This window comes from Streptomyces sp. NPDC047079, from assembly GCF_040643755.1.
Lineage (GTDB): Bacteria > Actinomycetota > Actinomycetes > Streptomycetales > Streptomycetaceae > Streptomyces.
In genome coordinates, this window is sequence record NZ_JBEYUZ010000018.1 from 44,615 (window position 1) to 59,342 (window position 14,728).

A 14,728-nucleotide genomic window follows, 5' to 3' on the forward strand; every position below is an offset into this window, starting at 1 on the left:
CTGTGCGAGGGGTTCGCGCCCGCGCGGATCCGTCGGCTCGTTCGCGCCGCTAGCAATGATCGGCCCGTTCGCGCCGCTCGCATTGATCGGCCCGTTCGCGCCCGCGCGGGTCGTTCGGATCGCTCGCACCATGCGGAGGGTTCCCCCCGGGGCCGCTCGCCTGTGCCGGCTGACCGGGTCGCACCCGCACGCGCGGACCGTTGCCCGCCCGCGCGGTCCGTTGGGGGGACGGGGATGGTGCGGGGGCGTGAAACCGGCCAACATCCCTCCCGCCGACCGATTCCGGTGGCCCGTACGCGCCCGTACCGCCTCCTGGCCGGAGGCATGTCCGCCGTCGGCCTGTGCGAGCCGCGGCCCGCACGGCGTACGCGGCGCTCGGGGCGGCACCAGAGGGCGCGTGGGGGCCGTATGGCGGGTCGTCCGCCGCGTGTTCACCCCGGGTTCGCGCGCACGCTTCCCGGATGTGTCAGCCTCCGGTCGCTGGACAGGTCGGAGCGGAAGGAACAGGGCATGGAGAGCGGACCGGCGATCTTCGCGGGTACGGTGTTCGCCCTGTTCGGGGGCGGACTGCTGACCTGGACCGTGACCCGGCTGCACCGCCGCGAGCCCGTCGCCGACGGTGTGAGCCCCATCGCATCCGCCGCCCTCGCGGGCCTCGCCGCACTGGCCGCGCTCGCCGCCGGTGCGTGGTGCTTCACGCGCCTCTGACATCACGGTTCCCGGTCGTCTACGGACCAGGCTCCGGTAACTGGGAGATCACACTCCGGATTGGGCCGAAAGAGCTGTCGGCCACTCCGGGCGGCAGGAATGCCGGTAGTCGGGTTACCGTTCGAGTGGCCGTTGCGGGCTTTTCCCGTTTGACACGGGGGCGGGATGTACCGTCACACTCCGCAGCGTCACCATGACCCGACCCCGGGACCAAGGCCTGGGGAGGCCCCAGCCGACCGGAGAGAAGAGCGAAGTTGTCCCCGACCAGCGAGACCGCACAGGGCGGTCGCCGACTCGTCATCGTCGAGTCGCCTGCCAAGGCGAAGACGATCAAGGGCTACCTCGGCCCCGGCTACACCGTCGAGGCGAGCGTCGGGCACATCCGCGACCTTCCGAACGGCGCCGCGGAGGTGCCGGAGAAGTACACGGGTGAGGTGCGTCGCCTCGGCGTGGACGTCGAACACGACTTCCAGCCGATCTACGTCGTCAACGCCGACAAGAAGGCGCAGGTCAAGAAGCTCAAGGATCTGCTACGAGACTCCGACGAGCTTTTCCTCGCCACCGATGAGGACCGCGAGGGCGAGGCCATCGCCTGGCACCTCCAGGAGGTGCTCAAGCCGAAGGTCCCGGTCAAGCGGATGGTCTTCCACGAGATCACCAAGGACGCGATCCAGCAGGCCGTGCGCAATCCGCGCGAGCTGAACCAGAAGCTCGTGGACGCCCAGGAGACCCGCCGCATCCTCGACCGCCTCTACGGCTACGAGGTCTCGCCGGTCCTGTGGAAGAAGGTCATGCCGCGTCTGTCGGCGGGCCGTGTGCAGTCCGTGGCGACCCGTCTGGTCGTCGAGCGGGAGCGCGAGCGCATCGCGTTCCGCTCCGCCGAGTACTGGGACCTGACCGGCACCTTCGGTACCGGCCGCGCGGGTGACGTGTCCGACCCGTCGACGCTGGTGGCACGACTCGCGACGGTCGACGGCAAGCGGGTCGCCCAGGGCCGGGACTTCGACTCGCTCGGCCGTCTGAAGGGCGCGAACACACTCCACCTCGACGAGGCGAACGCCCGGGCGCTCGCCGCCGCCCTGGAGAACACCCGGTTCTCGGTCCGGTCGGTCGAGTCCAAGCCGTACCGCCGCTCGCCGTACGCGCCGTTCCGTACGACGACGCTTCAGCAGGAGGCCAGCCGCAAGCTCGGCTACGGCGCGAAGGCCACCATGCAGATCGCGCAGAAGCTGTACGAGAACGGCTTCATCACGTACATGCGTACGGACTCCACGACGCTGTCGGAAACGGCGGTCGCCGCAGCCCGCGCCCAGGTCACGCAGCTGTACGGCGGCGACTACCTGCCCGCCCAGCCGCGTACCTACGCGGCCAAGGTCAAGAACGCGCAGGAGGCGCACGAGGCGATCCGGCCTTCGGGTGATCGTTTCCGCACCCCGGCGGAGACGGGACTGACCGGCGACCAGTTCAAGCTGTACGAGCTGATCTGGAAGCGGACCGTCGCCTCCCAGATGAAGGACGCCACCGGTAACTCGGTCACCGTCCGCATCGGTGGCACCGCCGCGGACGGCCGGGACGCCGAGTTCAGCGCGTCCGGCAAGACGATCACCTTCCACGGCTTCCTGAAGGCGTACGTCGAGGGCGCCGACGACCCGAACGCCGAGCTCGACGACCGCGAGCGCAGGCTGCCGCAGGTCGCCGAGGGTGACCCGCTGACCGCGGAGCAGATCACCGCCGACGGCCACGCGACCAAGCCGCCGGCCCGCTACACCGAGGCGTCGCTGGTCAAGGAGCTGGAGGAGCGCGAGATCGGCCGCCCGTCGACGTACGCGTCGATCATCGGCACGATCCTCGACCGCGGCTATGTGTTCAAGAAGGGCACGGCGCTGGTGCCGTCCTTCCTGTCCTTCGCGGTGGTCAACCTCCTGGAGAAGCACTTCGGGCGGCTCGTCGACTACGACTTCACCGCCAAGATGGAGGACGACCTCGACCGCATCGCGCGCGGCGAGGCCCAGGCCGTGCCGTGGCTGAAGCGGTTCTACTTCGGCGAGGGCACCGTCGAAGGGGTTGCCGCGGACGCCGGGAACGGCGACGGCGACCACCTGGGTGGCCTCAAGGAGCTGGTGACCGACCTCGGCGCCATCGACGCGCGTGAGGTCTCGTCGTTCCCCGTCGGCAACGACATCGTGCTGCGGGTCGGCCGGTACGGCCCGTACATCGAGCGGGGAGAGAAGGATTCCGAGCAGCACCAGCGCGCGGACATCCCGGCCGACCTGGCGCCGGACGAACTGACCGTCGAGCTGGCCGAGGAACTGCTGGCCAAGCCGAGCGGCGAGCGCCCGCTGGGCACCGACCCGGAGACGGGCCGGCCGATCGTCGCCAAGGACGGCCGTTACGGCCCGTACGTCACGGAGATCCTCCCCGAGGGCACTCCGAAGACGGGCAAGAACGCGATCAAGCCGCGCACGGCCTCGCTGTTCAAGTCCATGTCCCTGGACACGGTGACGCTCGAGGACGCGCTGCGGCTGATGTCGCTGCCGCGGGTCGTCGGCACCGATGCCGACGGGCAGGAGATCACCGCGCAGAACGGGCGCTACGGGCCGTACCTCAAGAAGGGCACGGACTCGCGGTCGCTTCAGTCCGAGGACCAGATCTTCACCATCACGCTGGAGGAGGCGCAGGCGATCTACGCCCAGCCCAAGCAGCGTGGCCGCGCGGCCGCCAAGCCGCCGCTGAAGGAGCTGGGCGAGGACCCGGTCAGCGGGAAGCCCGTTGTCGTCAAGGACGGCCGCTTCGGGCCGTACGTCACCGACGGCGAGACGAACGCGACCCTGCGCTCCGGCGACAGCGTCGAGACCATCACCCCGGAGCGCGGCTTCGAGCTGCTCGCGGAGAAGCGCGCCAAGGCGCCCGCCAAGAAGACGGCGAAGAAGGCCGCCGCGAAGAAGGCGCCGGCCAAGAAGACGGCGTCGACGACGGCGAAGAAGACGACCGCCGCCAAGAAGACGACCGCCGCCAAGAAGGCGACGGCGAAGAAGACGACGGCGAAGAAGACCGCCGCCGCGAAGACGGCGGCCTCGAAGGACACCGCCGAGGGCTGAGCCGGCTGACCGCGGCCCGGGGCCGGCGGTCCGTGGACGCACGCTTCGGCATCATTTCGATGACGGGGCGTGCGCACGTTCGGGCGCCTGCCATGGGCTGTCCGCGGCTGCCGATAGGCTGAAAGCATGACGCGAGCCGAGCAGCCAACGGCCCCCGACCCGGCCCCCGACGACGCCCTGGTCGCAGATTCCCGGGAGCGCGCCGTCCGCGCCCTGCTGCGCCGACCACAGCTGAAGCGGCTGTGGAGCGCTCAGCTCGTGGGCGGGGTGGGTGACGCACTTGCCCTCTTTGTCCTTGTCATGCTCACCCTCCAGGCGGCCATCGCCGAAGGTTCCTTCGGCGGCGGTTACCGGGGCGTGGCATTCGCGATCGCGACCGTCTTCGGCGCGCGCATCCTCGCCACCCTGCTCTTCGGGGCCGTCCTCCTGGGTCCGCTCACCGCGCTGACCTCCCAGGAGGGGCCGCTCAACCGCCGCTGGACCATGGTCGGCGCGGACGGGCTCAGGGCCGCTCTGCTGATCGTCGCCCCCCTGTGGATCGACTGGACACCGGACGACGCGCTCGCGGTGCTGCTGGTCACCGCCTTCGTCACCGGCGTCGCCGAGCGCTTCTGGACGGTGTGCCGCGAGAGCGCGGCACCCGCCCTGCTGCCCGCGCCGCCGCTCGAGGGCGCGACGGTGCGCCCGCTGCCGGACCACATGGACGCGCTGCGGCGCCTGTCGCTGCGTACGGGTTTCGTGGCGGTTCCGCTGGCGGCCGCCGGGCTCGTCCTCGTGTCGCTGCTGAACAACCTGCTGGGCACGGGCGTCGCCTGGTTCTCCCAGCACCAGGCGGCCCTGTCCTCGTACGTCGCGGCCGGTCTGTTCGCCGCTTCCCTCTCCGTCGTCACCTCCCTCGAACTGCCCGGCACCCGCACCCCGCGCGCGCGGTCGCCGCTGGAGGGCCTGCGCCGTCCCAGGACGGGCGGGGGCGTGGACAAGGGCCGTACGGGCGCGATCCCGCTGCTGGTGCCGGCGTGCGCGGCCGTCGCCGGGGCCGTCTCGGCCGCCGTGGCCGTCTCCGTGCTGCTGGCCAAGGACCTGGGCGGCGGCCCGGTGATGTACGGCCTGCTGATCCTGGCGATGACCGGCGGCACGGTCGTGGGCATCCGTACGGCGCCTCGCGTGCTGCCGTCGCTGTCGCGGCGTCGGCTGCTCGCCCTGGCGATCGCGTTCACCGGGGTCGCGCTGCTCGCTGGCGGGCTCGTCCCAGACGTCACCAGCGTGCTGCTGATCGCAGCCCTCGCGGGTGTCGGCGCCGGCGTCGCCGCCAACACCGGGCACGCGCTGCTCGACCAGGAGGCCGAGGACCACCGGCGGGCCCGGATCACCGAGCACCTCCACGCGGTGGTACGGGTCTTCGTCGCTCTCGGCGCGCTGGCGGCGCCGGTGGTGGCCGCGGCGATCGGGCCCCACCGGCTGGAGAACGGCAAGTTCGTGTTCGCGCACGGGGGCGCCGCCTTCACCCTGATGCTGGTCGGCGCACTGCTGCTGCCGGTGGCGGCCCTGGTTCTCGCCAAGGTCGACGACCGCTCCGGGGTGCCGCTGCGGCAGGACCTGCGCGATGCGCTGCGTGGCGGCGACGACCCGGTGGAAGGGCCCGCCGACAACGGCTTCTTCATCGCCCTGGAGGGCGGCGACGGAGCCGGGAAGTCCACCCAGGCCGAGGCGCTCGCCGAGTGGATCCGCGCCAAGGGGCACGAGGTCGTGCTGACCCGCGAGCCGGGAGCGACGCCGGTCGGCAAGCGGCTGCGCTCGATCCTGCTGGACGTCTCCAGCGCCGGTCTCTCGCACCGCGCGGAGGCGCTGCTGTACGCGGCGGACCGCGCGGAGCACGTCGACACGGTCGTACGGCCGGCCCTGGAGCGGGGCGCGGTCGTGATCTCCGACCGGTACATCGACTCGTCCGTGGCCTACCAGGGAGCGGGCCGCGACCTGTCCCCGACCGAGATAGCCCGTATCAACCGGTGGGCGACCGACGGTCTCGTCCCTCATCTCACCGTGCTGCTGGACGTGGCACCCGAGGCCGCGCGCGAGCGCTTCACCGAGGCTCCGGACCGGCTCGAGTCGGAGCCGGCCGAGTTCCACGCGCGCGTACGCTCCGGTTTCCTCACGCTGGCCGCCGCCGACCCCGGGCGCTATCTGGTCGTCGACGCCGGTCAGGAGCCCGAGGCGGTCACGGCCGTCATCCGGCACCGGCTCGACCAGCTGCTGCCGCTGTCAGAGGCCGAGGTGAAGGCCCAGGAGGAGGCGCGCCGCAAGGCCGAGGAGGAGGCCCGGCGCAAGGCCGAGGAGGAGGCCGCGCGCAAGGCCGAGGAGGAGCGGCTGGAGCGCGAGCGCCAGGAGCAGCTGGCCAGGCTCCGGGCCGAGGAGGAGGAGCGCAAGCGGCGCGAGCTGGAGGAGGCACAGCGCCGCGAGGCGGAACGGCAGGCCGAGGAGGCCCGGCAGCGGGCCGAGGAAGCGCGTCGGCGCGCGGAGGAGGAGCAGGCACGCCTCCTCGCGGAGGAGCAGGCGAGGGCGGCCGAGGAAGCCCGTCGCAAGGCTCAGGAGGAAGCGCGGCGCCAGCAGGCGGAGGAGGAGGCCCGGCTGCGAGCCGAGGCCGAGACGCGCCGCCTGGAGAAACAGCGCAAGGCCGAGGAGGCGCTGCTGCGGGCGGAGGAGGCCCGCCGGGCCGCGGCCGAGGCGGCGGCTTCGGCCGCAGCGGCGGCCTCGGGTACGACGGCTTCCGGGACGACGGCCTCGGGGACGACCGGCGGTGGTGCCGGAGCGTCCCGTTCCGGGCGCGCGTCCTCGCGCGGCTCCTCGGTCTCGCCGCCGGACGACGAGACCACCGTGTCCACACCGCTGGTGACGCCGTCGAACGCGTCCGGTGGGCCGGCGGACGAGACCGCTGTCCTGCCGCCGGTGCGGGCAGGGCAGAGCGACGCCGAGACCACGGCGCAGCTCCCGAGGCCATCGGAGCCACAGGGTGCGGCCGACGAGACCGCGGTCCTGCCGCCGGTGGTGCCGGGTGCCGCGGGCGAGACGGCCGTGCTGCCGCCGGTGGTGCCGGGTGCCGGGGACGAGACGGCCGTGCTGCCGCCCGTGCGGGACGGCGGCGCCGGTGACCCCGCGGACCGGGTGCCGCCGGGCTTCTTCCGCGACGAGCGCGCGACGCCGCGGCCCGACGGGGCCGAGGACCGCACGCGTGAGCTGCCGCACATGGACAGCGAGGGCCGCCCGCGGCGCCGGCCTCGTCCGGACTGGGCGGAGGAGACCCCGCTGGACGATCTCCCGACCTTGGCGGACGAGCTGCTCGGCCCCCGTGAGGACGAGGGCTGGGACGACGACGGGAGCGGCCGCCGCCGCTGAGAGGGGGGCGCCCGGGGGCTCGCGCGGCTGCGCGGCCGTTGCCGTTCCGTGTGCCCTCCGTCCCGTAGGACGCCGACCGCCGGCTGTCTCGGCTGCCCGGCTCGTTGTCAGTGGTGACCCGCACAATGGATCGCGGTAGGGCGCGTACGACGGAAAGGCGGTGTCCCGTGACCGTGTGGGACGACCTGGTGGGGCAGGAGAAGGTGAGTGAGCAGCTGGGCGCGGCTGCCCGCGATGCCGACGCCCTCGTCACCGCGGCCGCCGCCGACACCCCGCCTCCCGAAGCCTCCAAGATGACGCACGCCTGGCTGTTCACGGGCCCGCCCGGCGCGGGGCGTACGCAGGCGGCGCGGGCGTTCGCCGCGGCGTTGCAGTGCGTGAGCCCCGACCGCGCGCTCGGGGGCGCCCCCGGCTGCGGCTTCTGCGACGGCTGCCACACCACCCTGGTCGGCACGCACGCGGACGTGACGACGGTCGCCGCCGTGGGCACGCAGATCCTCGCCGACGACATGCGCGACACGGTCCGCAAGTCGTTCACGTCACCGGCGAACGGCCGCTGGCAGGTGATCCTCGTCGAGGACGCCGAGCGGCTGAACGAGAAGTCGGCCAACGCGGTTCTGAAGGCGGTGGAGGAGCCCGCTCCGCGCACGGTCTGGCTGCTGTGCGCCCCGTCCCTGGAGGACGTCCTGCCGACGATCCGCTCCCGCTGCCGCCACCTCAACCTGCGCACACCGCCCGTGGAGGCGGTCGCGGACATGCTCGTACGGCGGGACGGCCTGGAGCCGGAGATCGCGTACGCCGCCGCCCGCGCCACCCAGGGCCACGTCGACCACGCCCGCCGCCTGGCCACGGATGAGCGGGCCCGCGCCCGCCGTGCCGCCGTACTGAAGCTCCCGCTGCGGGTCGACGACATCGGCGGCTGCCTCAGGGCGGCGCAGGAGTTGGTCGACGCGGCCACGGAGGACTCCAAGCAGCTCGCCGAGGAGGTGGACGCCAAGGAGACGGAGGAGCTGAAAGCGGCGCTGGGTGCGGCACAGGGCGGCCGGATGCCCCGTGGCACGGCGGGCGTGATGAAGGAGCTGGAGGACAAGCAGAAGCGCCGTAGGACGCGTACGCAGCGCGACAGCCTGGACCAGGCCCTCACCGACCTCACGGGCTTCTACCGTGATGTGCTCGCCCTCCAGCTCGGTTCTCGTATCGCCCTCGCCAACGCGGACGCGGAGGACGCCCTGGAGCGCCTGGCCGGGGGCAGCACGCCCGAGTCCACACTCCGCCGCATCGAGGCGATCGCCGCCTGCCGGGAGGCCCTGGACCGCAACGTGGCACCGCTGCTGGCGGTCGAGGCCATGACGATGGCACTGCGGGCCGGGTGAGAGGGCGTGCGGTGAAGGGGGCAGGCGCGCTGAGAGGGCGAGGAAGAGACCTGGCCCGCGAGGGTACGGAGGCGCGGGTCCGGAAGGGGCGGTCCGCCGTGTGGGGGAGACGGCTCACGACGCATTGACCGCGTCACTCGTACGAAGGGACGAGGCGACGGACAGCGATCAATGCATTGCTCAGGGTTACGCTCACGAGATGCAGAACAGGCGCATTCCCGGACCGTCCCCCCATTCCCACCGCCTCCGCAGTCCCCGTCCGTCCCGCCGTCCCGGCCTTCTCCGTCTCTTCCGTCCGCCCCGGATGATGCGGACGGGCGGCACGCTGCTAGCCGCCGCCGCGCTGCTCGCATCGGCCTGCTCCGCCAGGGACGCGACGTCGGCGACGGCGGCGGACGCGGTGCTGGCCGCGCTGCCCCGGGCCACGCCGTCGGCGCTGTCCCAGTACTACGCGCAGAAGCTGACCTGGAGACCCTGCGGAGTCCCCGGCTTCGAGTGCGCCACGATGAAGGCTCCCCGCGACTACGCCAGCCCTGCCGCGGGCGACGTGAAACTGGCCGTGGCACGCAAGCGCGCCACGGGCCACGGCAAGCCCCTCGGCTCGCTGCTGGTGAACCCGGGCGGGCCGGGCGGCTCAGCCGTCGGCTATCTGGAGCAGCACGCGGGCGTCGGCTATCCGTCGGAGATCCGCGCCCGTTACGACATGGTGGCGGTCGACCCGCGCGGCGTGGGCCAGAGCGAGCCGGTCAAGTGCCTCGACGGCCGCCAGATGGACGCGTACGCCCAGACCGACCTCACGCCCGACAACCGGACGGAGGTGAACCAGCTGGTTGCCGCGGACAAGAGGTTCGCGGAGGGCTGCGGGCGGCATTCGGCCGGCCTGCTGCGCCATGTCTCGACGGTCGAGGCGGCCCGTGACATGGACATCCTGCGCTCGGTGCTGGGCGACCGGAAGCTGAACTATGTGGGGGCGTCGTACGGGACGTTCCTCGGGGCGACGTATGCGGGGCTGTTCCCGGACCGGGCGGGCCGGCTCGTGCTGGACGGCGCGATGGACCCCTCCCTGTCCTCCCGCAGGCTCAACGAGGACCAGACGGCGGGCTTCGAGACGGCGTTCCAGTCCTTCGCCAAGGACTGTGTCCGGCACCCCGACTGCCCGTTGGGCGGCCCGGGGACCTCGCCGGCGAAGGTCGGCGACCATCTGAAGGCCTTCTTCGGGAAACTCGACGCGTCCCCCCTGCGGACGGGCGACGTGAGCGGCCGCAAACTCGGCGAGGCCCTGGCCACGACCGGGGTGATCGCCGCGATGTACGACCAGGCGGCTTGGCCCCAGCTGCGCGAGGCGCTGACGTCGGCGATGAAGCATCACGACGGGACGGCGCTGCTCGTCCTGTCCGACAGCTACTACGAGCGGGACGCGCACGGCAGGTATTCGAACCTGATGTTCGCGAACACGGCCGTGAACTGCCTGGATCTTCCTCCGGCGTTCTCGAGCCCGGAGGAGGTGGAGAAGGCGCTCCCGGCGTTCGAGAAGGCGTCACCGGTCTTCGGCAGGGGGCTGGGCTGGGCCTCGCTGAGCTGCGCGTACTGGCCGGTGCGGGCGACGGGCGAGGCGCACCGCATCGAGGCCGTCGGTGCGGCACCCATCGTGGTGGTCGGCACGATCCGCGACCCGGCGACCCCATACCGCTGGGCGCGGTCCCTGGCGTCCCAGCTTTCCTCCGCCAGGCTCCTGACGTACGACGGTGACGGACATACGGCGTACGGCCGTGGCAGCAAGTGCATCGACTCGGCGATCGACGCGTACCTGCTGCGTGGCACTCCACCGGCGAAGGGGAAACGCTGCTCGTAACCGCCCCGGCCACCCCGGAGGCGTCGCTTCCGGGGGCTGGTCGGAGCACCACCGGAAACTGTGTAGACTTACCGACGTTGCTGATCGCACCATAGTGCGGTCAGCGCGCCGCCTTAGCTCAGATGGCCAGAGCAACGCACTCGTAATGCGTAGGTCTCGGGTTCGAATCCCGAAGGCGGCTCTACCCGAACCCCAGCTCAGATACTGCCTGAGCTGGGGTTTTCGCGTTCAGCGCACGCGGCGACGGCGGAGGGCTCGGCCGCGCGGCTGTCCATGGTCTCCCTTCTGGTCTCAGTAGCGGATTCCGGACGGGGCATGAAGGCGTCCCCCATGCGACGCATCGTGTCCTTCGACAGGGGTGATCTCCCCTTCACGTACCGCCTCGTCCGACTGATCGGGGTGTGCCGAATCTCCATGATCGTCGGCATGGCCACACCCAGCCCGTTCAGGATCGTGCCGGCGGTGTGGCGGCCGCCGTCGTACAGGCGGCGGTCGTCGATCCGGTGACTGGGTCAAACAGTCAACGCGACATGGATGCAGGCAACTTGCGTTGGTTGTGACGTGTGGGCAAGTGGGGTGAGAGAGTGCAGCCATGGCAAACACGTCGAAGTACCTGGAGCTGGCCGATGCGCTGGCCGCTGAGATCCGGAGGGGGGAGTATGCGCCTGGTGACCGGTTTCCCACCGTGAACGAGCTGGCCAGAGCGCATAAGGGGCGCCGGCAGGTCCATCTCGTACATGCCACATGACCTCGCCGGCCAGAACCCGGGACTCTTCGACCTGGAACGAGCGCCCTGGCCCGGCGGTGCCCTGCACCAACTCCACACCGTGGGCGTCGAGGTCGACCGCATCGAGGACTGGGTGACAGCCTCGATGCCGACCGACACTGAGATGGAAGAGCAGGACATTAGGCGGTGGTCATGACTCGAATCTTCAGCGTGGTAACGCCCGTCTATGACGGAGGGCAGAAATACCTGCGAGAAGCGTACGAGTCCGTTCGGGACGAGCGTGATCGTCTTCCCGATGGGTGGGATGTGCAGTGGCTCGTCCAGGAGGACGGGACCACGGGCAGGCCACTCAACGCTCTTCCGAATGAGCCCTGGGTCTCGCCTGGAACGGCGGGTAAAGGCGGCGCTGGAGCGGCCCGCACAATGGCCCTGTCGCGAGCAACCGGCGAGTTGGTACGCACGCTAGACGCCGATGACGTGATCACCCCCGGAGCCCTGGCACGGGATATCGCCGCGATGGAAGAGCACCCGGAGATGGGATGGTGCATATCCGCGGGGCTGGACCTGCTGCCGGATGGGTCCACGGTCGCCGGGCCGTACGATCCCCCGGAGGGGCCTCTCACCTATGAGACGCTGCTGACTGCGTACGATGAGGATCGTTTTCCGGTTTTGGGGCAACAGTTGACGGTGCGAACGCCGCTGCTGCTTGAAGTAGGGGGGTGGCCGACCCTACCTGCATGGGAGACAGTCGCCGTCGTTCTTCTCTGCGCTGCCGTCTCTGACGGGTGGATGATCGAAGCCCCAGGTGGCTTTTACCGAAAGCATCCCGGCCAAACGACCGCGCAAGCAGGGTACGTCGGTATTGCTGACGCGGATCACCTTCGAGTCGTCGTCAGAGCACAGGCGGAAGCCCTACATGCCACCGGCCGGCGGTGGTCTGCGGGAGGATGATGGCCTACGGATTCACGGACCGTCCGCGCGGCAGCGAGGGGCTGAGGCGGGGGCTGTTCAGTCTCGGCTGCTCTCACCGTGATTCCCCGCTCGAGCCGGTGCGGTTGTGGTGCATGGCTGAGGGACGTCCAACGGTCAGCGTCGAGCGTGATGGGCGCGACGACGGTGCCCCTGACGCAACAGCTCGACGTGGTGCAGGGGAATTTCAAGGCCCAGACGAATCAGCAAGAGCCCGTCGCAACCCGTCTGTTAGGCCTCGGGTGCGCCCAGGGTGAACGTACCCACCTTCCGTGTAGGCATCGGAGAATGCGATATAAGCCGTTACGGCCAGACTCAACTCGCGGCATGTAATGAAGCCCTCACAGGCCCTAACGGAATACGCTGCCGCCTGATCCCATTGCTGCAATTGGAGCGCCCGCTCTGCTACCTGTAGTTCCCATTTGTGGGCGAATATCTCGCCTACGCTGCGTTCCAGCTCGTTGGCGAGCCAGAGCAGAATGGGCGCGGGCAATTGAGCTGTAGCATCTGCGAGGTTGCGGTCTACGGCGCCTGAGCCGTTAAGGACGAGTGGCTTGCAAACCTTGCCGAAGTCGTCGACAAACCCTGGTGAGAATCTGTAATTCTCGTACCCTGCCAGAGCGGCGACACCGTCTGCCAACTCTTTAACGATATGGGATGGGTTTAGATCAGAGTTTGCATTGACTGCAGTGACGGTCAATCGCATAAGTCCGCCAAGGCAGCCAGTTAGACCTCGCTGAGTCACAGCGTCGGGGCCGGCGCGCAGGCAGGTGAGAATATCCGATGCCGATCGAGCAAAACTAAGGCTAATTCGCCTATCGTGGCTGATTCCTGCGACGCCGTTGATGGCGCGTAGGCTCTCAAGCGCCACATCTGTAGATAGTTCACCCTCGCTGTATCGGCGAAGGTTCCGATTGTAAATCTCCGTGAGAGATCGCAGCAGGTTTGCGATTCCGCGATTAGTTAGCCCTGGAACACTTTGCGGAGAGTTCCCTATTTGGCCAAGAGTGGATTCGATCCAGTCGGCGGAGAAGCGGAGCACGTGGATCGCGGTGTGCGGATCTCCATGAAATCTTCCGTTCAAGGTTCCAATAGTCGAGATGATCTCCTCGGCCAGCTGCGGCCATATGGGCCGCCGGCGTTTGGAATTAAGTATGGCCGTGCTGGCACTTTCCAGCGCTTGAGTTGCGGAGGCTAGAACCTTTACGTCCAGGTCTCCCTGGAAGGCAATCGTCTGACGTTGGAACTCGGACACGTGGCGCACCATTTGTTGGGCGCTGCGCGATCGTGCAATCAGATGAGCCCGATCCGCCAGCACCTGATGCGGACTGAGGCCGCGGTAGATGAATCCAATGAATGGAAAGATTAGAAAAATGAGCAATGCGGTGGATCCGATGCTGATTTGACTAATCCGCTTCCCTTGCATACAGAGGTTGTGGCCAGCAGTAAGGCAAAGGCGCCCCCCGCTCAGTTTCTCCCCATCTGCTGCATAGGCTACTAGTAGACACCACAGTACGATAGCAGCGAAAAGAAAGAGGTAAAAATTAACCTCCCAGGTGAAAGAATGTCGGTAGCTGATTCGCCCTCGCGCTTGGCCGAGATCGCTAGAAAGGAGCACCATCGAAAACGCCAGGCCGAACACGGTCAGCACGGACGCGGATACAGACAGAAAGAAGTCGGCGCGAACTTCATTTCCGTTGAGTGGCCATATTCTTGCCAGTGCGGCAGCGGCTACTGTCGAGAGGCCGCTTTGAATAAAGAGCCTTGCTCTTCGAGTGTTATTCAATGTGTCTCAGTGACTTCAATGTCAGTCAGTGCGTCAAAATGAAGGGCCCCGAAAGGGGCCCTAGGTTCACTCGTTGTTTCCGGTTTCAGACGGATCCGCGTCGCCGCTCCGCTGGCGTGCGAGTGCGACGAGGCGTCCCGTGGCACTAGAGATCACGTTGGTCATCCATGCGTCCGGATTCTCCAAGGCCGTGTACTTGTCGCTGACCTTCTCGTACAGGCGAATTGCTTCTTCGAAGTCGCCAGCATTGATGGCGGCGGTCAATGCGTTCGTCCAGAGACCAAATGCATTCTTCGAGTCTCCGAGTTCCTCGGTCCGTGTAGCGACCTTGGATACAGCAGATTGGAGGCGATCCCAGAGGTCAACATCAGTCGTCATGGCAATGGAATGTACTGCAGGAGCCGCAGCCTTGTGGGGTGAACGGGCAACATTCAGCCGCTCCAGTTGCTCCATGTTGCCCCCGCGTACGGCACCCAGTGCCGGGGGGCGCGGGAAGAGATCGTTCTTTCATGACGGTAATGCACGCATATGCAGGTAAAGCGGGCCTGCTGTGACCATATCTGCTCGGTTCGGGGGAAAGGTGATCTCTCTCGCGTCGCGCAGGTTGACAAGCAATGCTCCGCGCCTGTCGATCACGGAGAGGCCGGTGGAGCGGCTTTAGGGTCGCGCCAAAGCGGCTCCGTAAAGCCGTGGAGCCGACCGCCCCAGCCACGACGTCCCCCTTTTTTCTGGCGTCGGGCGGCTTGCCCCCGTCTTTGAATTCGATTGCCGAGGCCCATTCGTCTGCGCCGATACTTCGGGCATGAGCAGAATCGCCCAGGTCAT

The 14,728-nt window shown here is 69.0% G+C and carries 10 protein-coding genes, 1 tRNA gene and 1 pseudogene; 9 read left to right on the forward strand and 3 right to left on the reverse strand.

Going from position 1 to position 14,728, the window contains the following annotated elements:
* Nucleotides 1–510 precede the first annotated feature (510 nt).
* From ABZ823_RS22485 to ABZ823_RS22510, 6 genes are all read left to right on the forward strand, one after another.
* Complete coding sequence (locus tag ABZ823_RS22485) at nt 511–708, forward strand: hypothetical protein (RefSeq protein WP_361663107.1); 198 nt, start codon at nt 511–513, stop codon at nt 706–708.
* 254 nt (nt 709–962) lie between these two features.
* Nucleotides 963–3,806, forward strand: coding sequence for a type I DNA topoisomerase (gene topA / locus ABZ823_RS22490; RefSeq protein ID WP_361663110.1), 2,844 nt, complete (start codon nt 963–965; stop codon nt 3,804–3,806).
* 126 nt (nt 3,807–3,932) lie between these two features.
* The gene (tmk, locus tag ABZ823_RS22495) at nt 3,933–7,196 is read left to right on the forward strand and encodes a dTMP kinase (protein ID WP_361663113.1); all 3,264 of its coding nucleotides are present in this window, start codon (nt 3,933–3,935) and stop codon (nt 7,194–7,196) included.
* A 167-nt stretch (nt 7,197–7,363) separates the two neighbouring features.
* Nucleotides 7,364–8,569: a DNA polymerase III subunit delta' gene (locus tag ABZ823_RS22500; RefSeq protein WP_361663116.1), complete on the forward strand. Its 1,206-nt coding sequence runs from the start codon at nt 7,364–7,366 to the stop codon at nt 8,567–8,569.
* A gap of 304 nt (nt 8,570–8,873) precedes the next feature.
* A complete protein-coding gene (locus ABZ823_RS22505) occupies nt 8,874–10,421 on the forward strand; it encodes an alpha/beta hydrolase (RefSeq protein ID WP_361663119.1) in 1,548 nt (515 codons plus the stop codon).
* 107 nt (nt 10,422–10,528) lie between these two features.
* A tRNA-Thr gene (locus ABZ823_RS22510) sits at nt 10,529–10,602 on the forward strand.
* Between the two features lie 47 nt (nt 10,603–10,649).
* Here ABZ823_RS22510 and ABZ823_RS22515 read toward each other — a convergent pair.
* Nucleotides 10,650–10,921 (reverse strand): annotated as a pseudogene (locus ABZ823_RS22515) (integrase); the annotation flags it as partial.
* Nucleotides 10,922–11,013: 92 nt separating this feature from the next.
* Here ABZ823_RS22515 and ABZ823_RS22520 point away from each other — a divergent pair.
* From ABZ823_RS22520 to ABZ823_RS22530, 3 genes are read left to right on the forward strand one after another with little or no spacing between them, the layout of a single operon-like run.
* The gene (locus tag ABZ823_RS22520) at nt 11,014–11,169 is read left to right on the forward strand and encodes a GntR family transcriptional regulator (RefSeq protein WP_361663121.1); all 156 of its coding nucleotides are present in this window, start codon (nt 11,014–11,016) and stop codon (nt 11,167–11,169) included.
* A complete protein-coding gene (locus tag ABZ823_RS22525; RefSeq protein WP_361663124.1) occupies nt 11,159–11,344 on the forward strand; it encodes a hypothetical protein in 186 nt (61 codons plus the stop codon). The genes ABZ823_RS22520 and ABZ823_RS22525 overlap by 11 nt, the downstream gene beginning before the upstream one ends.
* Entirely contained in the window at nt 11,341–12,099 is a 759-nt protein-coding gene (locus ABZ823_RS22530; protein WP_361663127.1) for a glycosyltransferase, read from the forward strand. The genes ABZ823_RS22525 and ABZ823_RS22530 overlap by 4 nt, the downstream gene beginning before the upstream one ends.
* A 205-nt stretch (nt 12,100–12,304) precedes the next feature.
* On the opposite strand, the gene ABZ823_RS22535 is transcribed toward ABZ823_RS22530, so the two are convergent.
* Both ABZ823_RS22535 and ABZ823_RS22540 read right to left on the reverse strand, forming a co-directional pair.
* Nucleotides 12,305–13,768 (reverse strand): hypothetical protein, encoded by a 1,464-nt coding sequence (locus ABZ823_RS22535; RefSeq protein WP_361663130.1) that lies wholly within the window; start codon nt 13,766–13,768, stop codon nt 12,305–12,307.
* 201 nt (nt 13,769–13,969) lie between these two features.
* Nucleotides 13,970–14,356, reverse strand: coding sequence for a hypothetical protein (locus ABZ823_RS22540; protein ID WP_361663133.1), 387 nt, complete (start codon nt 14,354–14,356; stop codon nt 13,970–13,972).
* Between the last annotated feature and the right edge of the window lie 372 nt (nt 14,357–14,728).

Coding starts and splice junctions, on each gene's coding strand:
- ABZ823_RS22485 (WP_361663107.1), top strand. CDS start 511: ATGGAGAGCGGACCGGCGATCTTCGCGGGTACGGTGTTCGCCCTGTTC.
- tmk (WP_361663113.1), top strand. CDS start 3,933: ATGACGCGAGCCGAGCAGCCAACGGCCCCCGACCCGGCCCCCGACGAC.
- ABZ823_RS22505 (WP_361663119.1), top strand. CDS start 8,874: ATGATGCGGACGGGCGGCACGCTGCTAGCCGCCGCCGCGCTGCTCGCA.
- ABZ823_RS22520 (WP_361663121.1), top strand. CDS start 11,014: ATGGCAAACACGTCGAAGTACCTGGAGCTGGCCGATGCGCTGGCCGCT.
- ABZ823_RS22525 (WP_361663124.1), top strand. CDS start 11,159: ATGCCACATGACCTCGCCGGCCAGAACCCGGGACTCTTCGACCTGGAA.
- ABZ823_RS22530 (WP_361663127.1), top strand. CDS start 11,341: ATGACTCGAATCTTCAGCGTGGTAACGCCCGTCTATGACGGAGGGCAG.
- ABZ823_RS22540 (WP_361663133.1), bottom strand. CDS start 14,356: ATGGAGCAACTGGAGCGGCTGAATGTTGCCCGTTCACCCCACAAGGCT.